This is a genomic window from Nitrobacter sp. Nb-311A, assembly GCF_000152905.1.
GTDB lineage: Bacteria > Pseudomonadota > Alphaproteobacteria > Rhizobiales > Xanthobacteraceae > Nitrobacter.
Genome location: NZ_CH672424.1, coordinates 36,729 through 61,473, shown reverse-complemented (window position 1 = coordinate 61,473; position 24,745 = coordinate 36,729). Strand labels below are relative to the sequence as shown.

At 59.7% G+C, this 24,745-nt stretch carries 24 protein-coding genes; 10 read left to right on the top strand and 14 right to left on the bottom strand.

Going from position 1 to position 24,745, the window contains the following annotated elements; all coding sequences use genetic code 11:
* The 10 genes from NB311A_RS18980 to NB311A_RS18940 form a co-directional block, all read right to left on the bottom strand.
* Positions 1-844, bottom strand: an 844-nt coding sequence (locus NB311A_RS18980) for an IS66 family transposase (protein WP_009800278.1), incomplete at its 3' end; no start/stop codon positions are given.
* 71 nt (positions 845-915) lie between these two features.
* Positions 916-1,275, bottom strand: a complete 360-nt coding sequence (gene tnpB / locus NB311A_RS18975) for an IS66 family insertion sequence element accessory protein TnpB (RefSeq protein WP_009800277.1) — start codon at positions 1,273-1,275, stop codon at positions 916-918.
* Complete coding sequence (locus NB311A_RS22960) at positions 1,272-1,637, bottom strand: transposase (protein ID WP_256365435.1); 366 nt, start codon at positions 1,635-1,637, stop codon at positions 1,272-1,274. Before NB311A_RS22960 ends, tnpB begins: the two co-directional genes overlap by 4 nt.
* Positions 1,638-2,273: 636 nt before the next feature.
* Positions 2,274-3,926 (bottom strand): recombinase family protein, encoded by a 1,653-nt coding sequence (locus tag NB311A_RS18970; RefSeq protein ID WP_009800275.1) that lies wholly within the window; start codon positions 3,924-3,926, stop codon positions 2,274-2,276.
* Entirely contained in the window at positions 3,923-4,378 is a 456-nt protein-coding gene (locus NB311A_RS18965) for a DUF2924 domain-containing protein (RefSeq protein ID WP_009800274.1), read from the bottom strand. Before NB311A_RS18965 ends, NB311A_RS18970 begins: the two co-directional genes overlap by 4 nt.
* A 61-nt stretch (positions 4,379-4,439) precedes the next feature.
* Positions 4,440-4,808: a DUF3489 domain-containing protein gene (locus NB311A_RS18960; RefSeq protein WP_009800273.1), complete on the bottom strand. Its 369-nt coding sequence runs from the start codon at positions 4,806-4,808 to the stop codon at positions 4,440-4,442.
* Between the two features lie 610 nt (positions 4,809-5,418).
* The gene (locus NB311A_RS18955; RefSeq protein ID WP_009800272.1) at positions 5,419-8,382 is read right to left on the bottom strand and encodes a type I restriction endonuclease subunit R; all 2,964 of its coding nucleotides are present in this window, start codon (positions 8,380-8,382) and stop codon (positions 5,419-5,421) included.
* On the bottom strand, positions 8,379-9,581 hold the full coding sequence (locus tag NB311A_RS20940; RefSeq protein ID WP_131522944.1) for a restriction endonuclease subunit S: 1,203 nt from the start codon (positions 9,579-9,581) through the stop codon (positions 8,379-8,381). The genes NB311A_RS18955 and NB311A_RS20940 overlap by 4 nt, the downstream gene beginning before the upstream one ends.
* Positions 9,574-11,073 carry a class I SAM-dependent DNA methyltransferase gene (locus NB311A_RS18945; RefSeq protein WP_009800270.1) on the bottom strand — a complete coding sequence of 500 codons (1,500 nt, stop codon included), beginning with the start codon at positions 11,071-11,073 and terminating at the stop codon, positions 9,574-9,576. Before NB311A_RS18945 ends, NB311A_RS20940 begins: the two co-directional genes overlap by 8 nt.
* Positions 11,070-12,572 carry a class I SAM-dependent DNA methyltransferase gene (locus NB311A_RS18940; RefSeq protein WP_009800269.1) on the bottom strand — a complete coding sequence of 501 codons (1,503 nt, stop codon included), beginning with the start codon at positions 12,570-12,572 and terminating at the stop codon, positions 11,070-11,072. The genes NB311A_RS18945 and NB311A_RS18940 overlap by 4 nt, the downstream gene beginning before the upstream one ends.
* Before the next feature lie 282 nt (positions 12,573-12,854).
* On the opposite strand from NB311A_RS18940, the gene NB311A_RS18935 reads away from it, so the two are divergent.
* Positions 12,855-13,973, top strand: a complete 1,119-nt coding sequence (locus NB311A_RS18935; RefSeq protein WP_009800268.1) for a hypothetical protein — start codon at positions 12,855-12,857, stop codon at positions 13,971-13,973.
* Here the strand turns inward: NB311A_RS18935 and NB311A_RS18930 are convergent.
* Genes NB311A_RS18930 through NB311A_RS18915 form a run of 4 tightly spaced genes read right to left on the bottom strand, consistent with a single transcriptional unit; the run spans position 13,970 to position 16,534 of the window.
* Positions 13,970-14,377, bottom strand: a complete 408-nt coding sequence (locus NB311A_RS18930) for a hypothetical protein (protein ID WP_009800267.1) — start codon at positions 14,375-14,377, stop codon at positions 13,970-13,972. The genes NB311A_RS18935 and NB311A_RS18930 overlap by 4 nt on opposite strands.
* Before the next feature lie 2 nt (positions 14,378-14,379).
* Entirely contained in the window at positions 14,380-15,771 is a 1,392-nt protein-coding gene (locus NB311A_RS18925) for a recombinase family protein (protein WP_009800266.1), read from the bottom strand.
* Positions 15,768-16,307, bottom strand: a complete 540-nt coding sequence (locus NB311A_RS18920) for a DUF2924 domain-containing protein (RefSeq protein ID WP_083780524.1) — start codon at positions 16,305-16,307, stop codon at positions 15,768-15,770. Before NB311A_RS18920 ends, NB311A_RS18925 begins: the two co-directional genes overlap by 4 nt.
* Positions 16,304-16,534, bottom strand: a complete 231-nt coding sequence (locus NB311A_RS18915; RefSeq protein ID WP_009800264.1) for a hypothetical protein — start codon at positions 16,532-16,534, stop codon at positions 16,304-16,306. Before NB311A_RS18915 ends, NB311A_RS18920 begins: the two co-directional genes overlap by 4 nt.
* 131 nt (positions 16,535-16,665) lie before the next feature.
* Here NB311A_RS18915 and NB311A_RS18910 point away from each other — a divergent pair, with 131 nt between their 5' ends.
* The 9 genes from NB311A_RS18910 to NB311A_RS19825 all read left to right on the top strand — a co-directional run bounded on the left by NB311A_RS18910 (position 16,666) and on the right by NB311A_RS19825 (position 24,161).
* The gene (locus NB311A_RS18910; RefSeq protein ID WP_131522943.1) at positions 16,666-17,814 is read left to right on the top strand and encodes a hypothetical protein; all 1,149 of its coding nucleotides are present in this window, start codon (positions 16,666-16,668) and stop codon (positions 17,812-17,814) included.
* On the top strand, positions 17,804-18,766 hold the full coding sequence (locus NB311A_RS18905; RefSeq protein ID WP_009800262.1) for a hypothetical protein: 963 nt from the start codon (positions 17,804-17,806) through the stop codon (positions 18,764-18,766). The genes NB311A_RS18910 and NB311A_RS18905 overlap by 11 nt, the downstream gene beginning before the upstream one ends.
* Before the next feature lie 97 nt (positions 18,767-18,863).
* The gene (locus tag NB311A_RS22835) at positions 18,864-19,157 is read left to right on the top strand and encodes an AlpA family transcriptional regulator (protein ID WP_009800261.1); all 294 of its coding nucleotides are present in this window, start codon (positions 18,864-18,866) and stop codon (positions 19,155-19,157) included.
* Positions 19,157-20,038, top strand: a complete 882-nt coding sequence (locus tag NB311A_RS18900) for a toprim domain-containing protein (protein WP_009800260.1) — start codon at positions 19,157-19,159, stop codon at positions 20,036-20,038. The genes NB311A_RS22835 and NB311A_RS18900 overlap by 1 nt, the downstream gene beginning before the upstream one ends.
* On the top strand, positions 20,035-21,417 hold the full coding sequence (locus tag NB311A_RS18895) for a phage/plasmid primase, P4 family (RefSeq protein WP_009800259.1): 1,383 nt from the start codon (positions 20,035-20,037) through the stop codon (positions 21,415-21,417). Before NB311A_RS18900 ends, NB311A_RS18895 begins: the two co-directional genes overlap by 4 nt.
* A gap of 363 nt (positions 21,418-21,780) precedes the next feature.
* The gene (locus tag NB311A_RS18890; protein WP_207382399.1) at positions 21,781-21,981 is read left to right on the top strand and encodes a hypothetical protein; all 201 of its coding nucleotides are present in this window, start codon (positions 21,781-21,783) and stop codon (positions 21,979-21,981) included.
* A gap of 11 nt (positions 21,982-21,992) precedes the next feature.
* On the top strand, positions 21,993-22,430 hold the full coding sequence (locus NB311A_RS19830) for a DUF5681 domain-containing protein (protein WP_009800257.1): 438 nt from the start codon (positions 21,993-21,995) through the stop codon (positions 22,428-22,430).
* A complete protein-coding gene (locus NB311A_RS18880; protein WP_245257040.1) occupies positions 22,423-23,706 on the top strand; it encodes a site-specific DNA-methyltransferase in 1,284 nt (427 codons plus the stop codon). Before NB311A_RS19830 ends, NB311A_RS18880 begins: the two co-directional genes overlap by 8 nt.
* Positions 23,706-24,161 carry a hypothetical protein gene (locus NB311A_RS19825; protein ID WP_009800255.1) on the top strand — a complete coding sequence of 152 codons (456 nt, stop codon included), beginning with the start codon at positions 23,706-23,708 and terminating at the stop codon, positions 24,159-24,161. The genes NB311A_RS18880 and NB311A_RS19825 overlap by 1 nt, the downstream gene beginning before the upstream one ends.
* Positions 24,162-24,745 lie beyond the last annotated feature (584 nt).

The window sequence follows — 24,745 nt, the reverse complement described above, 5'->3', positions numbered from 1 at the left end:
CGGCTGGCGGATCCGGTCCGTTCCAAGGCCGGTCATCGCGGGCGTACACCCACAACCGGCCAGTTTTGGTGCGGCCGCGGCCGGGATCGAGTACCGGGATCGGCGTGTCGTCGGCGAACAGTTTCTGCGACGCAAAGATGTGTTCAGCGAGCTTGGATTGAAGGGGCTCCAGCCACCAGCAGGCGCCGCCGATCCAGTTCGCCAAGGTCGAGCGGTCCAACGTGACGCCCTGCCGGGCGAAGATCTGGCTCTGCCTGTAAAGCGGGAGGTGATCGCAGTATTTGGAGACCAGAACATGGGCGAGCAGAGCCGGGGAGGCCAGCCCCTTGGCGATCGGCCGCTCTGGTGCTGGCGCTTGATGGATAGTCCCGCAGGCCCGACAGCCATAGCGCGTCCGGCAGATTCGGATGACCCGCAGCCGCGCCGGCACGTGGTCGAGCATCTCGCTCGTCGTTTCGCCGATCAAGTGTAGTATGCCGCCGCAACAGGGGCAGGTTTGATGCTCAACATCGAGCCTGACATCCTCGCGGGGCAAGTGCACCGGCAGGCTCGGGCGCTCGCTTTGGGTCCTCGGGGGACGGCTCTCGGCTGGCGGAGGCGGAAGGCTAGTTTCGACGCGCGCAAGATCGGCGTTGAGGTCTTCGAAGCCGAGTTGCAACTGCTCGTCATCGAGCCGCTCAGCCCGGCGGCCGTACTGGTTGCGCTGCAGCCTCTTGATGATGAGATTGAGCCGTTCGATCTCGGCCTTCGCCTCGCTGAGGCTGATGCGCTCGGCTACAAGCGAACGCACCAGCTTTTGCAGCGTCTCCACGTCGTCGGGCAGTGCGGCGAGATCGACGTTCATACGAGAAGAATCTAACTGACTCGCACCGTTCTCGCCGCATTTCTTACATCATCGAGTCAATCGGTCGCAGATCATCCGGCAATTGCCGGACGCCAGCGTTGCTCGGGCGCGCGCCAATCGACACCTTCGATCAGCAGCGATAGCTGTGCTGAGGTCAACGACAGCGTTTCGCCAGGCGCAATGCTCGGCGGCCACAGAAAGACACCATGCTCGAGCCGTTTTGTGAACAGGCAGAAGCCGGTGCCATCCCAGTAGATGATCTTGATAAGGTTGGCCCTGGTGCGACCTCGGAAGACAAACAGATGTCCGGTAAATGGATCCTGGTGCAGGACGCCTTGCGCCAGCATCGCGAGACCGTCGATGCCTTTGCGCATATCGATGTAGCCCAGAGCCAGGTGCACCTTTACGTTTGGAGGAAGCAAGGCCGTCATGGCATGGCCCTCTCGGCCGCAGGTGTCGCTCCGTCGGCGATCTGCACAGTGACGAAGCCCAGCTCTTTCGCTGCGGCAACGTCCTGCTTCCATCGGCGCAGAACGCGCGGAGCGATGCCGTAGCAGCGCGAGATCTCGCTGCCGCTCGCGCCGGACCGTATCATCTCTTCAAGAATCCAACGCTTGTCGGCTTCGCTGAACCGTCGCCGATGCCCTTCACGTGGTCTTGGAACAATGGGCTCCGCTGCCGTCGAGGAGGGATAAGACCCCGGACTTACGAGGGGACTTAACGGCGGACTAAGGGGAGGACTTAAGGGGCGTCGTCGATACAACAGCTTCCGCTTGGGCGGCTGTGGCTCCACTTTAAACAACGATCGCCAGTTGCCAAACGCCTTGAGCGGAATGCCTTGCGCTTCACAATATTGACGTTGATTCAAGTCGCTACGCGTCCATGCCTCGTGATGCGCCCGCCAAAAATCCTCGCCTTGACGTCTCCACCCTCGATGTCGCTCGTCATGCTGTTCTCTCCATCTTCAAATTGAAGACAGGAACAGATCGGAGTCGCTAACGATCGAACAAGGGTGCGAGAAATGGACGCTTACAAAAAAGCTGTGTTTTTGTCTTTTTCGATCGTGTTTCTAAGGGGCCGCCTCCCTGTTTACTCCCTGATATTTTCTTTCAGAAAAATTACAGAAAGCGTTACGAGGGAGGCGTAAGTCACGATCGTCGCTATACGTCTCCCTGTTATTTGCAGCAAATCACCCTGTTTAGCCCAAATAACACGGAGACCCGTTCGCACCCGACTGGGTCCGCCACCACTCAGTCTGTTATTTTCCGCATTTCCAGAGACTGACGAAAAAGCCCCGCTGTTGGCGGGCTTTTCCGCACTTTGATCTGCGGAGGTGCTGTCTCTGTGACCCGTCTGGGCTGGTTTTGGGGCGCTGTCTCTGCGGCGCAAATTCCCGTTCCTGGGAATTGGCTGACAGGATAAGGCAGGGTTATCGGCTGGCAGGACCGGGAGTGCCTGTGGGCGCCAATCCGAGCCGCCTCATCTGCTGTGACCATTCAGCCGGCGCATCGCGAAGGGCAGCAACGCCAATTCCGCGCGGGAATCGTCCTTCAACGGCTGCTGTCACGAGCGTCGGTGCAAGGAAGGCGAGCGAGATCGTCATCTTGATATGTCGCGTGCTGCAATGTTGCCTAGCGGCAAGGCTTTCGATGGTCTCGCGGCCGTCGACGATCTCCTGAAGCCAGAGGCGGCCGCGGCCGATCGCTCGGATCAGAGCCGACCGGCGTTCGGCCTTCATGGGCCTGGCGCGATGCTCTGGCGTGTTCGCCGGCAACAAGATTTCTCGGGCTGGCCTTGAGGGCTTCTTCCAGGGTACGACGATGATGCGCGTAGCGACCGCGCGAGATTCATCCGGATCTGGATCGTCCTGCGTCCCTTGGATATCGTTTTCGCCAGACCTTAGATGAATGGCCAACTGGTTCTTGCGAACCTCAATCTGGATGACGAACCGCTCAAGCACTTCTCGAGACAAGGTTTCGTTCGAGGATGGTTCATCGACATCCGTGTTGGCCATGACCGCCTTGGAGATCGAGGCTTCAATGTCTGACGCAGGCACGCGGGTCACAGAGCCAACCGGCTCATCCGTTTGACCCCGGATGCAGGGCGCAGAGACGTAATAGCGATGCCGAACACGGTTTCGACTGGCGTAGGTCAAGATCATCCGATGACCTGCGTCATCAAACAGCAGCCCTGCAAGGAGGGCGCGGGTTCGGATACGGGTCGTCGTGTGGTGGGACCGCTGTTCGGTCAACTTTTTCTGAACGGCCTCAAACAGTGCGCGGTCGAGCAGGGCGGGCTGCGGTCCAGGCAGAATCTCGCCCTTAAACCTGACCTCGCCCAGATAAAACCGGTTCCGCAGCATATAGAACAACGGTCCCTGCGTGAACGGCACACCTCCTCGCGTTCCGCCTGATGCCAGCTGCCGGACCTTGGACTTAAAGCCTCGCTCCTTCAGGTCCTTGACGAGGCGGTTGACGCTGCCGAGTTCCAGATAGCGCTGAAAGATCAGACGAACGGTATTGGCCTCTTCCTCCTGAAGGTGAAGCTGACCATCCTTGAGGATATAACCCAGAGGAACCATGCCGCCGACCCATAGCCCCTTGCGTTTAGAGGCTGCAATCTTGTCGCGGATGCGCTCCGAGGTGACTTCCCGCTCGAACTGCGCGAAGGACAAAAGCACGTTCAGCGTCAACCGTCCCATCGATGTGGTGGTGTTGAACTGCTGGGTCACCGAGACAAATGACACACCATGGGCATCGAACAGTTCGACCAGCTTGGCGAAGTCAGCTAGAGAGCGGGTCAGCCGGTCCACCTTGTAAACGACGATAATGTGGATCCGGCGGGCCGCGACATCCGCCAGCAACCGCTGCAGGGCAGGGCGATCGGTCGATCCGCCAGAGAATCCTCCATCATCATATCGCGCCGTCACCAGCGACCAGCCTGCATGCGCCTGACTTCGGATATAGGCCTGGGACGCGTCATACTGGGCATCCAGCGAGTTGAACTCCTGATCAAGGCCGGTGTCCGTAGACACCCTGGTATAGATCGCGCACCGGACGACCCGGTTGTCGGCCGGCTTCATGTTCGTACCCCCTTGCCGATTCCGGCACGCAAACCAAAAAAGCGCGGTCCATTCCAGTTTGTGCCGGTGATCGCAAACGCAATCCCCGACAGGCTGTCGAAGGTCTTGCCCTCAAAAGCGAAGCCGCCTTCGACGGCCATCACCCGATGAAGTTGCCCGTTCCACTCCCGGGTTAGAACAGTGCCGGGCACCATGGCTTGCTTGCGCTGATCCTGTGCCGATACCAATGGCAAAACCTCACTCAAAGACCGCACGGTAGCCGCACGCTTCAGAAGTTGCACCGTCGCAGCATCGAGATCCCCAAGTGCATCGGCCTGGATGCGATAGGCAAGGATGCCGAACAGCAGATGCTTGGGCAGGTGTTCCGGGGCCGGGCGCCCAACAACACTCTGCCAGCGAGCGTGCAAGCTGAGTAGATCGAGACTGCGCAGATGCGCAATCTCGTCTTCCATTGACAAGCCCATCAGCCTTCGACCGATAGGCTTTCGGGAGCCTGACCTTCGCTCCATGGCATCAGGCCGCAGTATTGTTTGACGTCGATTCGGTGGAAGCGGTAGATGCGGTGTCGCCAGATATTTTGTAGATCCGACCGGCTTCAGCAGCTTTCGATATCAACGTCAGCTTGAGCTTCTTCCGGATGACGCCAGCAAAAAAGCCGCGCACCGAATGCTGCTGCCAATCTGTGGCCTTCATGATGTCGCCGATCGTCGCGCCTTCAGGCTTCATCAGCATCTCGATGACCAGGGCTTGCTTGCTGCCACTGCGATGCCGCACCGGCCGATCCAACGATCGGGCTGGTGCTGAGTTGATCTTCTTGACCGATACAGCTTTGGCGGTTCTGGTCAAGGAAGGGTGCGCGGACTTTGTGCGCTTGGTCGCCATCGCTGATCGAGGTGCGGCTTTGCGGGATTGTGTTTTGGCCATGTGACGTCTCCGGTCGCGGCAGCATCATCGCTGTCACCACCGAAGCCCCGTCACGGCAACACACCGGCGGGGCAGGCGTTAAGTGCAGGAGGCCTCAACGCACCGACAGTACCGCTCCAATCGTCTCCCAATGCCAGTCGTTTCTGAGCAATCTTGTGGCTTTTCGAACCGGGGTTTGTGAGGCCGTCCGTAGCGAGAGTTCGTATCCCACTCTCTCCGCCAGAACCCCTACCTCCAATATTCTCTGCTGCCGAGATCAGCGCCGGGAAAGGCGCAGAATTGCAGGGTTTCGTACCAAAGCTGCTGACCACGCGATCCGGCCGGAACGCGCATTTCGCTCTCTCTATGCCGAAATTCTCCAAACCTCCTGACTGTACGGATTTGGTACGGAGGCGCAAGTGCCTCTAATTGCAGAGTTATTCTGACTGTTCGAGCCGTACTTTTGTGGTGCAATTTGCAGGGGGAAAGACTCCCGGATCGAACTTTCAAGAAGTCGTGCTGCATATGTGATTGGCAACAGAACCTCAGTGACCGAGGCTCGTGATCCGAGCAGTCATCCCTGAAAGCGTCAATAATACTCGCGAATGTAGCCGTATGCTTTCTCGAACAACTCTGCGTCCTGGTGCAGCTTGTAGCGGAAAAGCGTCTGACGAAGCGCCTTCTTCACCTCACGCTCACCGGCATGCGTGGCCTGCCAACCGTCAAACCGGACAGCACGCACGATCTCGTCGATGTCGTCCACAACCCGCTTGACCATGACCGGCGTATCACCGTTCCGGGCTTCCTCGAACAGCTCGGTCAACGCTGCTTTGCCCCGGTCGATGTCCTCTTCGTCCGGCGTTTCGCGCTCGGTCTTCACCACGTCTTTTGCCAGCGCTAGAAGCTCTTTCAGGAAGTCGATCGACAGCAACAGGCCCTGCTGGTGCCGGTTCTTCAGGTCCTCGAGGCGCTCGCCCAGTGCCTTGAATTTCGGGTTTTCGGCGTGCTTTCGCAGGCGACCCGCCAGCTTGACGGAAATTTCCTTGGCCTTTTTTTCTGGGTCGGGGTTGCCGAGGACGGCTTCGAGTAGTTCGGCATCCAGGACCAAGGTGTCGAGATCGTCGCGCACCGCATCCACATGGACATTCTCGTGGATCAGTTCGATGGTCTTGGCACCCAGCCGATACCAAAGAAGCCGACCGGTGCCGCTGGAGGGCTTCAGCGACTCGTAGACCTGCGCCAGCCAGCGGTAGTCGGTTTCGTATTGCGTCAGCACCGGATCAGGCGACAGCGCCTCCCATATCCGCGCCAGCACGCTGAATTCGCTTGCGAAGGCGTCGCGCAGCTCGTTGTTCGGGATGCACTCCTGCGCGGCGATCAGGCCTTCGTAGCCGGTCAGGTTGCGGTCCAAGCCCGCGAAATAGGCGAGGCACTTCTGCAGGCGGGTCGGCAGGGCATTGATTAACTCGGCGATGTTCGACACCGCCTTCTGCACGCCTTCCTCGTCGAACTTCAGCGCCTGCGCCACGTCGTCGAAGATGCCGAGGTAATCGACTATGAGGCCATGCGTCTTCTGCTCGCCATACGGGCGGTTCGTCCGGCAGATCGCCTGCAGCAGAGTGTGATCGCGCAGCGGCTTGTCCAGGTACATCGTTTGGAGGATCGGTGCATCGAAGCCGGTTAGCAGCTTCGACGTCACGATAATGATCTTCAGCGGGTCCTTCGGATCGCGGAAGCGGTCGAGCAGCTTTTCTTCGGCATCGCGGTCGCGTTTGTAGGGCGCATATTCCGGCTCGCCGCTGTTGACCGAGATCACCACGTCCGAAACCTCGGGCGGCAAATGACGGTCGAGTTCCTGCTTGTAGAGCAGACAGCTTTCGCGGTCGAAGGTCACCACCTGGGCGCCGAAGCCGTTCGGGGCGACCTTCTCCTGAAAGTGCTTGGCAATGTCGCTACAGATCGCGCGGATGCGCTCGGGTGCCTTCACCAGGATCGACATCTTGGCAGCGGCCTTGCCCAGCCGATCCCGGTCCTCGACGGTCAAGCCCTGCGTCAGCTCGGCGTAGGCTTCCTCGATGGCCTTCTGGTCAATGTGCAGGTCCACCAGCCGCGGCTCGAAATGCAGCTCCTTCGTTGCCCCGTCGCGGATCGAGTCGTTCAGGCCATAGCGGCTCATATAGCCGCCTTCGTCCGTATCAGCGCCAAACGCGTAGAACGTGTTCTTGTCGGCGCGGTTGATCGGGGTACCGGTCAGGCCGAACAGAAACGCGTTCGGCAGCGCCTCGCGCATCTTGCGGCCCAGATCGCCTTCCTGCGTGCGGTGTGCCTCGTCCACCAGCACGATGATGTTGTCGCGGTCGTTCAGCACGCCGTCGGCCTCGGCGAATTTGTGGATCGTGGTAATCACCACCTTCCGCGCGTCCCTACCCAGCAGATCGGCCAGCTCCTTGCGGCTTTCCGTGCGCACCATGTTGGGCATGTCGGCGGCATAGAAGGTGCCCGAGATCTGGCTGTCGAGGTCAATGCGGTCCACCACGATCAGCACCGTGGGGTTTCTCAGCGCCGGGTGCAGACGCAGCTTACGCGCGGCGAACAGCATCAGCAGCGATTTGCCAGACCCCTGGAAATGCCAGATCAGCCCCTTGCGCGGCTGGCCCGCCACGACCCGCGCGGCGATCTTGTTGACGCCGTCCACCTGCTGATAGCGGGCGATGATCTTGATGCGGTGCTTGCCCTTCTGCGTGGCGAAGGCCGTGAAGCTGTCGAGCATGTCAAGCACCATCGCCGGGCGCAGCATCGACGCGGCAGCCTTTTCCACCTCGCCCAGCGATTGCTTGCCGTCGCCGTCGCGCCAGGGGCCCCACAGATCGACCGGCATCCGGATCGAGCCGTAGCGGAACTCCTTGCCCTCGGTCGCCACCGAAAAGACGTTGGGCACGAACAGTTCCGGCACGTTGCGTTCGTAATCGTCATGGACCTGGATGGCGGCGTCGAGCCAGCTTTGGCTGGACCGTACCGGCGTCTTGGCCTCGATCAGGACCAGCGGAATGCCGTTGACCAGCAGCACCAGATCGGCGCGCTTTTCGGTCTTGCCCGCCCGGATGGTGAACTGCTGTGTGACGACAAAACTGTTCCTTTCGATCTCGTCAAAGTCGATCAGGCGGATGGTGACGTGTTCGCCATTCGCGCCGAAGGGCATCGAGCGTTCGCCCAGCAGCCACGCGGCAAATTCCTCGTTCGCCTTTACCAGCCCGTCCGACCGCGCGCCCATGACGATGGCGCGCAGGCGGTAGAGCACGTCATCGGTCCGGCCGGGGTTGGCGGCAATGTCGGGGTTCAGGCGGATCAGGGCGTCGCGCATAAGGGGTTCGATCAGCACCTCCTGCGGCTGGCGGGGAAGGTCGGCGGGGGCGACGTAATGCCAGCCGAGGCCCGCGATCTTGCCGCCCGAGCGGGCGAGGCCAATGGAGAATTGTGCCGGGCAGGCCGAGGTCGCGCCCGCGAGAAGGGCGCGCAGATGGGCTTCGACGGTGTTGGCTTCGTTGAAGGTCATGCGGGCACCTCAAAATTGGCGCGCAATATTTCATGCATGATCTTCTTCGTTGCGGCCTGCCGCGCTTCGATGGTTCGGATCGCGCTTTCTGCCGCCGCAAGTTCTTTCGCGATTGCATCCCTATCTTCCTTGCTTGGCCAAGGAATCGTGAGCGGTCGAAGGACCTCTAGATTTATGTTCTTTTGCGCCGTCTGCGTCGCAACCTCAAACTCGAGGTATGGGCGAGTGAAGCGCAAGGTATACTCAAGATAGTCCACATCGAGCGGGTCTTTAGGGACGATACCTACTACACTGTCAGTGCAATACGTTTCCGTGGTCGATATCGCGGTTGCAGCAATCACAGCAGCGATTGTCAGAAAAATGGTCCCTGGAGGGAATGACTTGCCGTATTGCACCCCCTCATCGGAAAGAAACTGAGACGCAGAAAAATCCCTGCCCCTTGCAGCAGCGACGTCCCCGGTCTGCGCGAAAGGATACGGACCACCGAAGAATTGCGGCAAGTTGCGTGGCCTGTGCGAGAACCTTCCACGATCTACCGACGCAACTTCCGATAGCCTCACAAAGCACATGTTGGGTTCATCGTCTTCCTCCCAACGTTGATAGTCGGCTGGCTTGAAGCCTCTGCCAATTCTCTCCTTGAACAGCGCCTTGAAAACAGACTCGGAGCGGGTGAGGAGATCGTGCTGAACCTCCGCAAGCTTGTCCGCGGCCGATAACGCCTCAACCAACCGTGACTGCTCCCGGATCGGAGGCAGCAGGAACTCCTCCGCCGCAAGCGCCGTCCAGTTGATCGTAGGCGACAGCGACCCGACCGAGATGCTCAACGCCCGTTCCATGAACAGGTCGCTCTGCATGAAGAAGGGCAGAAAGTCGGGCAGCACCGCGCCGGGCTTGGCGCGCAGCACCATGGCATGTGCCGAACAGATGCCCTCGAAATCCGCCACCGCCACCTTGCGCTGATAGACCCGGCGCTTGCCGAAGATGATGTCGCCCGGCTGGAACCGGAGCTTGGTCGATTCCACATCCGTGGGTTCGCCCCAGCGCCGGATGCGCAGGCTGTCGGGATCAAGGTGTTCAAGCCCGACATAGCGCTCCACCCCGGCCTCGGCGGGGTTGTCGACCCGCTCGTTGATCTGCGTGGCGATCTGGTCGAACCGCACGCGCGTCCACCCCGCCTTGGAAATCGGCCGCTCAAGCATCGGCATCCTCCGCAGGCGTCAGGCCATCGAGCATGTCCACCAGCGCGTCCATGCCCGTCCAGAACTCGCGCCCTTCCTCATCAAACGCCGCCCAGGTTGCTGCCAGCGTGGCACCGCCCGCCACCGCCGCCTTGGGCCGCTTCACATAGCGGGCAATCGACAGGTTGCCGTCCGCCGCCAGCACATCGGCCACATCCGCCACCGCGGCAAAGCCGGGATCGTCCGCAAAGGCGTGATAGGCCGACAGGATGCGCGCCTGATGTTCGGGGCGCAGGAAACTTTGCGCCCGTTCGCGCGCAATCTCGGCCACCGCGTCGATGAACAGGATGCGCCCCTTGCGCGCCTCGGGCTTCTGCGACCGGCAGATCACCACGCAGGCCTCCATCGGCGAGTTGTAGAACAGCCCCGGCCCCAGCCCCAGCACGCATTCGACCCGGTCGGATTCGACCAGCCTGCGCCGCATCTCGGCCTCTTCGTTGCGGAACAGCACGCCATGCGGAAACAGGATCGCGCAGCGTCCTGTCTTCGCGTGCATCGACGACAGGATGTGCTGGAAGAAGGCATAATCCGCCCGACCCTGCGGCGGGCTGCCAAGGAAGTTTCGACCCCAGGCATCCTGCTCCCACGCGCCACGGTTCCATTTCTTGATGGAATAGGGCGGATTGGCCAGGACCACGTCGAAGGTCCGAAGCCGGTCGCCCTGCACGAAGGCGGGCGTGGCCAGCGTATTGCCACTGGCGATGTGAAAATCGTCTACGCCATGGATGACCAGATTCATCCGCGCGATGGCCGCGGTGATGGTGATCAGCTCCTGCCCGTACAGACCGGTGGTTCGGATGTCGCCCCCGCGCCGCTTCACCTCAGCGAGGCACGAGATCAGCATGCCGCCGGTGCCGCAGGTCGGGTCATAGATGCTCTCGCCCGGCTGAGGCTCCAGCATCTGCGCCATCAGATGGACGAGTGTTCGGTTGGTATAGAACTCCTGCGCGGTGTGGCCGCTGTCGTCAGCGAATTTTTTGATCAGGTATTCGTAGCCGTTGCCGAGCTCATCCTCGGGCACAGCGGCAAGGGTCAGGTCGTGCTTGGAGAAATGCTCGATCAGGTTCTTCAACGTGCTGTCGGGCATCTGTGCCTTGTCGGTCCAATTGGCATTGCCGAAGACGCCCTGAAGGCGCTCGGGGTTGGCGGCCTCGATGGCGAGGAAGGCTGACAGCAGCGCCCGCCCCACATCGCGTGGTGCTGCGCGCACGTCGTTCCAATTCGCGCCTTCGGGGATCACGAAGCGGTCGTTGGCGGTGTTGATGGCATAGCCCTCATCGCCGGTTTCATCGAGCGCCTGCTGGTAATCCTCGTCCCAGACGTCGGACAAGCGTTTGAAGAACATCAGCGGGAAGATGTACTGCTTGTAGTCACTGGCATCGATGAGGCCGCGCAGCAGGGTTGCGGCGCCCCAGAGATAGCTTTCGAGTTCGCGTTGGGTCAGCCCGCTCATTGCAGCCATCCCCCTTCGACCAGCACCTTGCGCAGGTGATCCTCGGCCGCGCGCGCATCGGCGAGCGCAGTCTTGAGAGCTTCAACAGCTTTGGGTAGCGGCGGGATATCCTGGCCAATGGGTGGCAGGACGTAGCGCGAGATGTTTAGCGTCCAGCCTTCCTTTTTGATCTCGTCCAGCGTTGCGACCTTGGCACGGTCTGCGACATCCGCGAATGCGCGGTACCACGCGACGATCTGGTCGGAGTGCCCCTGGTCAAGGAAGTTCTGCGCCCGGCCTTTCCGGAACAGGCTGGAAGCATCGATGATAAGGACCTTGTTCTGGTGGTTTTCGGGCTTCCTGCGGCGCAGCACCATCACGCAGCCCGCCAGCTGGGTGCCGTAAAACAAATTCGGCGCCAGGCCGATAACCGCCTCGACCATATCCTGTTCGAGCAGAGCCCGCCGGATCGTGCCCTCGGCTGATTTTCGGAAGAGCGCGCCCTGCGGAAGGACAACCGCCATACGGCTGTTTCCGATGGGCACCATCGACGCGATCATGTGTTGGACGAAGGCGTAGTCGCCATAGCTCTCGGGCGGAATGCCGTACTGGGCGCGGCCCCAAGGATCGGCCTCCCAGAGGTCACGACCCCATTCCTTGAGCGAAAATGGCGGGTTCGCGATGACGCAGTCGAAGGTCGCAAGGCCACTTGTGCTGGAGTCCGTGAAGGCGGGATTGCGCAATGTATCCTCGCGGGCAACCTGGAAATCTTCGATCCCGTGCAGGACGAGGTTCATCCGTGCGATTGCAGCGGTCGTCAGATTTTTTTCTTGGCCGTAGATCTTCCCATAGAAGGTGCGCGGATCACCACCGTTGCGAACAACGTGTTCGATCGCGCCGAGCAGCATGCCACCGGTGCCGCACGCGGGATCGTAGATACTTTCGCCTTCTTGAGGGTCGAGAATGTCGACCATCATGCGCACGATGCTGCGAGGCGTATAGAATTCACCGGCCTTGTTTCGACGGGTCACGTCGGCAAACTTGCCGACAAGATATTCGTAGGCGTCACCGAGCACGTCGGTGCTGACAGCTTTATTTCCAAGCTGAATTTCCGAGAACCCCTCGATCAGGTCTTTCAGCAATTCGTCCGAGAACTTCTCCCTGTTGCCCCAGTCTGCCGTTCCGAAGACGCGAAACAGCGTATCCGGGTTCGCTCGTTCTATTTCCTGCATTGCCCTCTGCAGAGCAGCTCCAACGTTTGCCGCCACTTCCCTGACATCGTTCCAGTGGCATCCTTCCGGCAGCGCAAAGCGATGTATCTCGGGGAAAAGAGATGGATCGGCATCGCCATAGAGCTCTCGCGCTTCAGTCGTTTCCTCATCCCAGACGTCCGAGATGCGCTTGAAAAACAGAAGTGGGAGAATGTAGCCCTTCCAATCCGTGCGATCGACAGCGGAGCCGCGCAACGTGTTTGCCGCATCCCAGAGCGCGGACCGAAGTTCTTGAAACTGCTGACTCATGTCTTTCAGTAGGCTGACCAGTCATATGCATTCAAGCCAAAAGGAAAATTTTTACAAGAACGAAGCAATTTGATATTCCACAGGAAAAGCCTTCATCAGCGCTGCCAACGTGTTTTCGGCATCTGTCGCTCCTCGGTCGTCGACTCGATGGTGGGCAAAGCTGTAAGTTCCTGATCTCCTGGATCTCTGCGGCGCGCGGACTCCTGATCCGCCTGTTTGCAACCAAGTCTCCTGGGCATTAACTGAAAGCGTAGACCATCTCGAAGAAGCGAAGGATCATCTATGCTCTATGTCGACATCCCCGCGCTCTCCGACCTGCGCAAGCTCAATGATGTGCGCGCCGATGCCTGCGTATCCATCTATGTGCGGACTACACCTTTGACCCAGGATGTCGAGGCCTCGCGCATTGAGACCGGCAATCTCGCTAAGCAGGCCTATGCCCAGCTTGAAGCCGGTGGCCTGGACAAGCGGCGACTGGCGCTCCTGGCGGAACAGCTCGACGATTTGTTGGATGATGACGAGTTCTGGCGCTTTCAGGCGCATTCCCTCGCGATCTTTGCAACGCCGGACACCATCCAGACCTTCCGGCTGGCCAACCGACTGCAGTCGACGATTGAGGTGGCGGATCGCTTCCTACTCAAGCCGTTGATGCGCGCCATTACCTTTCCGAACGAAGCCTTCGTGCTGGCTATCTCCGAGAACGATGTGCGACTGATCGAGGTCTTTCCTGACTTGCCGCCGCAGCGACTACAGGTACCGGGCTTGCCAAAGGATGCGGCCAGCGCGGTCAAGGTCTCCTCACTTAACAATCGCACCTCGTTGCGCCGTGTAATGGGGTCGGAAGGCCAGAAGGTGCGGCTCGCACAATATTCGCGCATGGTGGATGCGGCCATTCGCCCGATACTGGCGGGGCGCGACGTGCCGCTGATTCTGGCTGCGAATGAGCCGGTGGCGACCATTTTCCGTTCGATCAACAACAATCCAAATCTCGTCCCCGAAACCCTGACGGTGACCGATGACCGTTCGACCGAGAGCGAGATCGCCGCAGCGGCGCGGCCCATACTCGATGCCGCCTACGCGCGGGAGATCGAAGGCGTCAGGGCTCTGTTTGAACAACGCGCCAATGACCGTCGGGCCACCACAGATATCTCGGACGCAGCGCGTCTTGCCACGTTTGGCGGAATAGAAACCCTGCTGGTGAACTTCGACGAGATCGTCCATGGCACCGTCGACGAGGATACCGGAGCCGTAGTCTTTGGCGAGGAAGGGCCCGACACCTATGGAATTGTGGATGAGATCATGCGTCGTGCACTAACCAGCGGTGCTCGCGTCATTGCCGCACGAAAGAATGATATTCCGGGCGGGGGATCGTTGGCGGCTACCTTGCGCTATCCGCTTTAGAAATCGCAAGATAAAGTCTTGCATTGCCGCTCCCAGTCCACCGGAAGCGGCTTCATCAGTGCCGCCAGCGTGATTTCCGATCCCTGCCGGCCATCTATGATTGCCTCCACGATGTGCGGCGCCAGTAGGGTGAGCCGCAGGACACGGCTGACATAGGATGCATTGATCTTCTCTGCGGCGGCAATGTCCTCGACGGTGGCATGAACGCCGGTTTCCAGCAGCTTGCGCCAGCGGAAGCCTCTGGCGATAGCTTTGACCATGGTGTTGTCGACACGGGCAAGTGGTGGGGCCCATGACGATGTGCCGTCGGGCAGGACGATCTGCTTGCGGTCACCGCGCCTGGCGAAGGTCAGCGGCACATGCACGGTGATGGTTTCATGGTCGTGGGCAGCGGATGCTGTCATGTCTACGCCGCCTTCCTGTTGCCGGTGCTTTTCCGATCAGGGCCGATGCCACCGAGATCCGCAACGAGACTCGTTAGCCCCTGCGTCCGCAGCCGAATATCCACCCCGTTGGTGCCGACATCGACACGCTCGACGAGCAACTGCACGATACGTGCCTGCTCGGCAGGGAACAGTTCGTCCCAGAGCGGATCGAGCCGTTCCAATGTCTCCCGTATGTCGGCTTCACTGAGACCGTCCAACGATCGCCTCGCCACGTGCCACGTGCGAACGATGATTTCGGGAGAGCGTAGTAGGACACGCACCTGCTCGACGACAGCAATCTCGATCTCCGCCGCCGGGATGCGCTGCACGGGGCAGTCGGGGTGGGATCCTCGGAATACCCCGGTGGAGACGTAATAGCGGTAGAGCTTGCCGGCCTTGCGGGTGTGGGTCGGCGTCATCGCACATCCGGTTGGTCCGAAGATCAGTCCCTTGAGCAGGGCAGGTGTTTGCGCCCGGTTGCGGGCACCGCGCTTGCGCGGGCTTTCTTTCATGATCGCATGGACCTTGTCCCAGAGGCCACGATCGATAATGGCGACGTGCTCGCCGGGATAGGACGTACCCTTGTGAACGGCTTCACCAATATAGACGCGGTTATTCAGAAGCCGATACAGCGCGCCCTTGTCCAGCAACTGGCCGTACTTGTTGCGCTCTCCTCTTGCCACCAGCTCTTTGGCTACCGCCGTCGCTGAGCCGAGTTGCACGAAGCGCTTGAAGATGGCGCGGACTCGTTCGGCATCTTCCTTCACAACGACGAGCTTGCGCTCCTTGACCTCGTAGCCGAGAGGAGCCCAGCCACCCATCCACATGCCTTTCTTGCGGGAGGCGGCCACCTTGTCACGAATGCGCTCGCCGATCACCTCGCGCTCGAACTGGGCGAAGGACAACAGGACATTCAGCGTCAGACGTCCCATGCTTGTCGTGGTGTTAAAGGACTGCGTGACGGAGACGAACGTCACGCCATGGCGATCGAACACCTCCACCAGCCTCGAGAAGTCCATCAGCGCCCGGGACAGCCGATCGATCTTATAGACCACAACCACATCGATGCGGCCGGCTTCAATATCTGCAAGCAGGCGCTTCAAGGCAGGGCGCTCCAGCGTGCCACCGGAAAACCCGCCGTCATCGTAGCGGTCCGGCACCAACAGCCAACCTTCCGCACGCTGGCTGGCGACATAGGCCTCGCAGGCTTCCCGCTGGGCATCGAGCGAGTTGAACTCCATCTCGAGGCCTTCCTCGCTGGATTTGCGGGTGTAGACCGCGCAACGGAGCTTGCGAACTACAGGCCTCGCCTGACCCGTCGCCGGTCGCCCCGCTTCTCGGGAAGCTCGGTCCTTTCGCAGTTGGGTCGTCATGACGCGCCCCGCTGGTTCTTGAGACCAAAAAACACCAGCCCGTTCCAGCGCGTCCCTGTGATCGCTCGTGCAATGGCCGACAATGACTGATAGGGGCGGCCCTGATACTCGAAGTCGTCTCGGCGAACGGTGACGCAATGCTCGATGCCCTGGTATTCCCGGATAAGTCGGGTGCCCGCGATGGGACGGTCGCTGACCGCTCGCTTGCGGATCGAAACGCCGACCGGCTTGTCGAACTGCTTTCCCAATTCCTTCAGCCGGGCCAGCGTCTGCGGCTTCAGCCCGCCATACGCCAATTCCTGGATGCGGTAGGCCAAACGGCTTTCGAGGAAGCGCCTGTTATAGGGCGGCGGCTCGGTGTCGAACAGCTCCCGCCACTTGGCTTTCAGCGCAGGCGTAGGCGCGTCCTTCAAGGCGGCCAGCTGCGCCACGACTGAGAGGGTTTTAACGGGCTGAACGGCCAAAGGCTGGCATTGGCCTAACGATTTGTTGGCTTGTGGGTGGCGGCGAGGGCGGCCTTGCTGGGTACTCGTCATGGGGTCTCCGCAATTGCGATCGGAGAACCAGCACCGCTCTGGTCAGGCGGGAAGTGAAGCGAACTCTCTCCGCGCTCCGCAGATAATTTGCTGGACTGCCGGGCCAGAAGACGCTGAAGGCCGAGCGCCAATATTTCGGCGATTTCGGTGAGGGAATCGTAGTTATCCGCAGGAATCGACATGCGCCGAATCTGCACTCGAAATAGCAAATAGAACAGAAAAAACAATCGTTTGTCATGCTGCTGCGGCTACAAAGCAAGCCATGCCAGCGCACGCGAACTGTGTCGCGCTTGTGCGTAAGTTCCCTCTATGTTCCTATGATCGAATACCTATCGATTCACGCGTGAACGGAGGTGCGATGCCAAGCCTGACCAGATTTCTCCGCTCTGCTCAGCCCCAAAATCTCATGCAACACGCCACCCGCATCGGGCTCGATTGCGGCGAGGCGGACGACCAGAGCGCATTGGCCGACTGGGTTTTATCAGCCTGCAGCCCAGCCCAGCGAGAGCAACTGGTTGCCGACATGGAAAAAATCATGGCGATGACCGATGAGATCGGTCAGGCCGCCATGTTGCAGTTGCCGGATTGGCGCGATCAGCTGCTTGCCATTGAGGGCGCCCAGGCTCGTGCTCATTGGCTGTTTTTACAGTCCTCGGATGCATTTCGTCATGCAGAGGAAATCAGGTACGTCGACGAACACCAGAATTCACGACGAATGTGGGCCGGCTTTGTTGTGCCGACCGGGCTCGAGGTGGACATCAGAGAAACTCAGCTTCAATCAATAGAAGCCGCTGTTCGAGGAGCGTTTGGGGCTCGCCGCTTTCACATTGAGCCGATCGAGCGGCTTCAGTCACAAGATCCCGACGGGCACCCCAACATTCAGCTCACGATTTATTCTGAGGATTTTCCTGTCGACGAACTTGAGTTCATGGATGATGGTCTGAGGAGTCGTTCTCGCCGGCCGGTGCGCGAGACGGCCATTGTTTATGACGCGGTGTCGGGCACGATCGAGGTAATTTCAAAGAGACAGGATTTGCGCCGGACCTTCGCGGCGCTGTTTGCACAGCATTGTCTTGGAGTTGAATTGTCTGGAGAACAACTCCCGTTCCTCGTTTTCGATCTCATGCCTCTGATTGATCCCCATCCGTTTCCGACAAATCCGGAAGACGGCATCGCCAAGGTCAAACTTACGATGCTGACGCTGTCGCCGTCTGATCAACGGCTGATCCAGCAATTTCAGGTCAAGTTTGACGATCCGGCGACGCTGCATGAACTGATCCGCGATCAATACGGCGACACTAATCCGCTAGATGGCGATCTCTACCCTTGGCGTGCCAGCATCGAGGTGCAATTCGAACCGTCAAATGGAAGCAGACGCCGAAAGAAAATCAGGGTCGACTTGACTAAACCCAATCGTTGCAGCCTTCGCGGCAAGACAGAACGGGAACGTTTGATACTTGACCGCTACCTTCGCGACTGGGGCGTTCGCTTGTCTGATGCCGCGTAAGCAGCATCCAGCAAACCCATTACGGATATCGCGCCGTGACGGAACCTTGCTGCTGCGATTACTCGAGCAACAGCAGCCCGTAATCACCCACGACCTACTGATGGGGCTTGCCGGTGGCGATCTCATTTCCGGCGGGGCTCTGAAGGCTGAAAGTGTTTCGACGTCGGTTATGGTAATGGACGACGACGGACCTCGTGCGGTCGATCTCGAATGGATTTCCGATCACCGGGCCTATGGCTACTTCTCCCCTGACGGATACATTCTTCCGGATCCAAAGGACCTGCAGTCCTACAAGCTGGATGTGGCGTGGTGGCTGAAGTGGCTTGCAAGCGAACTCGCCCTTGTTGACACCGGTATGCCGTATGAACTGGTGAAGGGCGAGGCTTGGGATCTCGGCAATTTCTGGGTGACCCGGCAGAGCAAAGTGCCCATTCTGTTCGCGAGGCGGCTTAAACATCAGAGCATCGCTAAGAAGCTAATGGAAGCTTTGACCAACCGCGCCGGCAGGTCAGGCGGCTTGATTCTAACCAGTAGCAAGCGGTCGCCGGAGCTCGCCGAATGGCCGCATCGGTTTCGGGTGATGTCATTGGCAGATTTGCTATCGCACGATCCAAAATGGTTTCGACTGGACAGGGATATTATTGACGGCATGTTCTCGCCCATGTCGGGTGGGCGTTCTGCAGAGCGTGTCAGCTTGTCATCGGATTTCCGTACACTCGTCATAGATGGGCAGATGTGGATTTTCCGCGGCGAGATTCAGAAGAACATCATTCATCTTCTCGTGGAAGCTTTCAGAAAAGGCGAGCGTCTGCGCACGAGCGACGTTTTGAGAAAGGCTGGTTCGCAATCACCAGATTTTGCCAAGGCCTTCAAGAACAATCCGTCCTGGCCCCGGCTCAACCGATACATCAAAACCGATCATGGGTTCTGCTGGATTGAGCTCCGAGACTAATTCCTCCCGATTTGCCTCCAGTTTGCCTGGGTGATTGCCTCCATTGAGGTGCGCGATCGTCTCCTCAGTTGTTCGCAACCAACCGAGGAGAAGCAGCGTGTCTATCAATCATCTCAGCCAACACGATCTAGCCCGCCGCTGGGCGATCAGTCCTCGCACTCTGGAACGCTGGCGCTGGACAGGTGAAGGTCCCCGTTATGTTAAATTGGTGGGGCGCATCGTTTACCGTTTGGAGGATGTAGAAGCATTTGAGAACAAACGGCTGCACGAGAGCACGAAGCAGAGGGTGTCAGCGACATTCGACGTTGGCGGCGTGGCCAAACCACCCCTCGATGCCACGCGGTATGCTGGCGTGCAATCCAATGCCGACCACGGGCGCGGGGCAAAGTGATGGATATCTCCACCATCGCCCGCGCTCTTGATGGCGAAAGGACTGGGCGCTTCACGGCGAACGTTCCAGGACCAAATCATTCCCGCTCCGATCGATCGCTCTCCATCACGATCAGACAAGGCCGCATCTGTGTCTACAGCCATGCTGGAGATGATTGGAAGGAATGTCGCGACCATGTACTGCGGCGCCTGGGGATCGGCACCTTTGGTTCTAGAGACCGGCGCAAGGTCGTATTGACGGCGGCGTCCTCGAAGTCCGAGGTCGACGAAAAGAAATGGAGCAAGGAAAAGGCTCTTGAAATCTGGGACGACGGCGACGATCCGCGCGGCACACTGGTCGAGCAATATTTGCACCAGCACCGCGGCCTCGATCTTGCCGCAGAATTAGCTGGTCCCGTCATTCGATTTCATCGATCGCTTTGGTTTAACAAAGAAACTCGCCTTCCAGGCATGGTTTGCCTGTTTCGAAGCATCACTAGTGACGAGCCCTGCGGCATTCACAGGACATTTCTGGACCGTACGAGCGCTCAGAAGATCGATCGCCGGATGTTCGGCATCGCAAAGGGCGCCGCCATAAAGCTCGATCCGAAGTCAGACACCGAGGGTCTGATCTGTGGCGAGGGAATAGAGAGTTGCCTCACAGCGCGTGAAGCCGGCCTTGGTCGGGTGTGGGCGCTGGGCAGCAGCGGCGCGGTCGGCAAATTCCCGGTGTTAGCGGTGCCCGCGATCTCGCTGTTGCAGGAAAATGACGAAACGAGCCGGCGCGACACCGGCAGATGTGCGCGCCGGTACCTGAGGGCCGGAAAGCCCGTCACGATCGTCAAGGCGTGCATCGGCAGCGATCTCAATGACGCTTGGCGGGCAGGAAGGCAGACCGCATGATGCGACCCGACTTCTCCAGCAACGTCGAGTTTGAAACCCTCCACCCCTTCAGCAACGATGTGGTGACAGAGGACAGCGCCGCCCTGCGCTTTGTTGAGCAGCACGGCGCAGACCTGCGATACTGTCATTCATCCGGATCGTGGTTTGTATGGAACGGCCTCAGATGGCAACGGGATCTAACCGGCGCCGTGTTTGAAAAGGCCCGGCTTCTCGCAAGAGCGCTAGGTGAAGACCAGGACGCGCGCGGACGCAAAACCATTGGCAAAACCTCGTTCGCAGGCGGGATTGAGAGATTTGCACGAAATGACCGGGTCACCGCCGTCTCGGCCGATTACTGGGATCGAGACCTTTGGCTGCTTGGCACGCCGGGCGGCACGGTTGACTTGAGGACCGGCGTGCTTCGTAACCCGATCCGCAGCGACGGCATCACCAAGTCGACGTTTTGTGCGCCGCTGGAGGATGGCTGTCCGCGTTGGCTCCGCTTCTTGGCCGAGACCACGGATAAAGACCAAGGGCTGGTCCGCTTCCTCCAACAATGGTGCGGCTACTGCCTAACCGGGGTCACCAATCAGCACGCGCTGGTGTTCGTTTACGGTCCCGGCGGCAACGGCAAATCGGTCTTTCTGAACGTGGTAACGGCGATCATGGCGGAGTACGCCACAACCTCCGCCATGGACACCTTCACGGCCTCGCAGAACGACCGCCATTCGACCGAACTGGCGATGCTCAATGGGGCGCGTCTCGTGACGGCCAGCGAAACTGAGGAGGGTCGCGCCTGGGCAGAAGCGCGGATCAAAGCATTGACGGGTGGCGACAAAATCACGGCCCGCTTTATGAGGCAGGATAATTTCACGTTCACTCCGCAATTCAAGCTGATCGTCGTCGGTAACCACAAACCTGTGTTGCACAACGTCGACGACGCGGCCCGACGCCGCTTCAACATCGTTCCGTTCATGCTCAAACCTGAACAGCCGGACCACGAACTGGAGCGGAAGCTGATGGCTGAGGCCGGCGGCATCCTCCGCTGGATGATCGATGGATGTCTCGATTGGCAGCGGGCAGGCTTGATCCGGCCTGAAAGCGTGAAGGCGGCGACCGAGGCTTATTTCAGTGACCAGGACCTTTTTGGCCAGTGGCTGGAGGATTGCTGTGAAGTGAGGATAGATCGCGGCCCGCATTTCATCTGGGACCGCTCGGCCGATTTGTTCGAGAGCTGGTCGGAGTACTCGCACAAGGCGGGCGAGGAGCCTGGCAGCAAGAAATCATTCGGGCAGCTCATGCAGCGCCGCGGCTTTGAGCCTTACCGACAACCCGGTCCCGGCACGCGCGGTTTCCGATTCGTCCGGCTAAGGTTGGCCATGAAGGAAAATGACACATGACGCATCATGACTGATTTTTCCGTTTGCCTTTTACGCGCGTGCGCGCGCGTGGAGTCGATAAATAGAAAAACGCGTCATAACGCGTCATGCGTCATTGGTCGCGTCACAGGACTCCAATGCGGGACTGCTGGCGGCCGGGAATGGTGCCTAAGCCTCGCGGTCATGAAGTCGGGCTGTATCGCAGCCTTATTCTCTTCTTCATGGCGTCTCTCTCACCGAAAATCTTACTCCGCGCAAACAAGCGTAGTGTTGAGTAGACAACGGTTATTGCGCTCTTGGTGTGAAGCCTTAGAATCCTTCGTAGATGAGCCGTAGATTTTCTACTGATTGATTTCATGGCAGGGAATGCAACAGTCGATCGCAATGTCATTTGTGGAGGCCGTAACAAATATCTTCGTCGGATATGCGGTCGCCATTTGGACGCAGACGTTGATATTTCCGATCTTCGGCATAGCCATCACCGCTTCCGATAATCTGCTGATCGGCGGGATTTTCACGTGCGTTTCGCTGCTTCGGAGTTTCGTGCTGCGGCGTATGTTCGAAGCCATCGGCCGTGACCTCTAACGGACGGCGACATGATGTCGGAACGACACCAGCGAGAGGATTTTTCCGATATGCCCGGCAGCATCGCAACGTCAGCCGGTAAAACCAAGGTCGGATACAAGTGTCCGCCGACGCATAGCCAGTTCAAACCCGGCGTCTCCGGCAATCCCTCCGGCCGACCCAAAGGCGGACAGAACCTCAAGACGCTGTTCAACAAAATCCTCAATGAGGAGGTGGCCCTTCGCGATGGCTCGAAGGTCAAGAAGATCTCAAAGGCGGAAGCGATATTGCGGAGCGTGGTCGTCGGTGCGTTGCGCGGCGACACCCGAAGCCTGGCCATGCTGCTGAGATTGGCCGAGCATGCCGGCGGCTTCGAAGACCAGCAGGATATCCAGAAAATCGAGCGGATCATCGTGACCTGGAAGTCGCCAGACGATCCCGATGATAATGAGGATGAAAAGCTTGCCTAGTTCCGTGCCATCAGCAGCGTCTACAGGGAAATGGCCAGCCGACCGTATTGAGCGGTGGCCGATCGAGCGGCTCATTCCGTATGCGCGCAATGCCCGCACCCACAGCAACGCTCAGATCGATCAGATTGCCGCGTCGATCCGGGAGTGGGGTTGGACCAATCCCGTCCTCGTCGGCGAGGACGGCACCATCATCGCCGGTCATGGCCGCGTTCTCGGTGCCCGCAAGCTGCGGTTGAGCGACGTGCCGGTCATGGTCGCGGCCGGCTGGAGTGACGCCCAGAAGCGCGCCTACGCAATTGCCGACAACAAACTCAGTCTCAACGCCGGCTGGGATGAGGAGATTCTGGGCCTCGAACTGGGTGAGCTCGAAGTCCTGGGTTTTGACCTCGATCTGATCGGCTTCTCCGAGGCCGAGCGGATCGCGTTGCTGGCCCAAGGCACGGAAGGTCTGACCGATCCCGACGAGGTGCCCGAGCCACCGAAGGAGCCCGTTACCCGATCAGGCGACGTCTGGCTGCTTGGTCGGCACCGGCTCCTGTGCGGCGACAGCACCATAGCAACCGACGTTGAGAAGGTGCTTGCCGGCGTCAAGCCTCACCTGATGGTTACGGACCCCCCTTACGGGGTGAATTACGATCCGGCCTGGCGCATCCGGGCAGGAGTCAATCTGAACGAGCGCAAGCTGGGCAAGGTGGCCAATGATGACAGGGCCGACTGGCGCGAGGCCTGGGCGCTCTTTCCGGGCACTGTTGCCTACGTCTGGCACGCCGGGCGCTATACGAGCGAGGTTCAGCAGTCGCTTGAAGCGGCCGGCTTCGAGGTGAGAGCCCAGATCATCTGGGCCAAAGACCGCTTCGCCCTCAGCCGCGGCCACTATCACTGGCAGCACGAGCCCTGCTGGTATGCCGTGCGTGGCACGTCCAGCTCGCACTGGAGCGGCGACCGCAAGCAGTCCACGTTGTGGACCATCAATGCTAGGGAGGACGGCGGCCATGGCCACGGCACCCAAAAGCCGGTCGAATGCATGCGGCGGCCGATCGAGAACAACTCATCGCCTGGTCAGGCGATTTACGAGCCGTTCAGCGGTTCCGGGACCACCATCATTGCAGCCGAGATGACCGGCCGGTCCTGCTCCGCGATCGAGCTCGATCCGGCCTATGTCGACGTCGCTGTGTTGCGCTGGCAGGCGTTCACCGGGCAGGCGGCAACTCTTGAAGGCGATGGTCGGCCGTTCATCAATGTCGCGGGAGAACGGCGGCCGGAGAAGGCCAGCTGATGGCACGCCGCGCCCACAAGCCAGACCCCGTGCAGCGCCGCCAGGTCGAGGCCATGGCGGCCTATGGCATTCCTGAGCCTGATATTTCCCGCACGGTCGGCATCGACCCGAAGACGCTGCGTAAATACTACCGCGACGAACTGGACCTCGGCACGACCAAGGCCAATGCCCAGGTGGCGGGCTTCCTGTTCAACTCGGCCAAGAACGGCAACGTCACGGCGCAGATCTTCTGGCTGAAGACCCGGGCGCGCTGGCGCGAGACCCCGGTTGAGCTTCAACACTCCGGCTCGATCGGCCGGCGAGACCTGAGCCAACTTTCAGATGAAGAGCTCCTCAATATAATTTCGGCGCTCGACGCTGAGATCGGCATGGTATCTGCAAAAACCATCGAGATGAAGCCGAACGCATCAAGCGCGGCATCTCCGGATGCAGTCTCGAAACCAATCAAGAACTAACCGCGTCGGTAAACGCACTTCAGCGAACCCGGGGCCTCGCGATGTCGCTGCCATAATCATCAGGCGTGCCGGAACGATCAAACGTCGCTCTGATGGCGAGCATTTGCTTCCCTATAGTGTCACGCTAAGTGATCCTCCCCAGCGCGGCCACTGCTGCTTGCCGACTCTCCTCTGACCGGCAAGCCGATGGCAATCATCCCGTAGAAGTGCGACACCGTGGAGGTGTGAGTGAAGCGGTATGGCGCCAACAGCGGAGCCAGTTAGCTAGGTTACCAAAAACGCCAGCCCAGCACCGTCGCTACAATGTGATGGCCTGACTTGGCATTGACCCGGCATCGCCTGTCCGGCGACAAGGATACGGCAGCACGTAAGTGCCGCTGTGGTCCTCGCATAATAGCTTGAGGGATTTGCTCTCCGTTGGAGGCGCGCTTGAGAAATCAGCGAGTCGCTTTTCGCGGGTTACCATCAGAATACTACCAGCCCCGAAATCAACGCGGGTCTATCAGTTTCGCTGGTCATTTGACAGACTAGCATTGACTCCGCTGAGGCCGGACAACCTTATCACGCGTGAATTCGCGTTGACA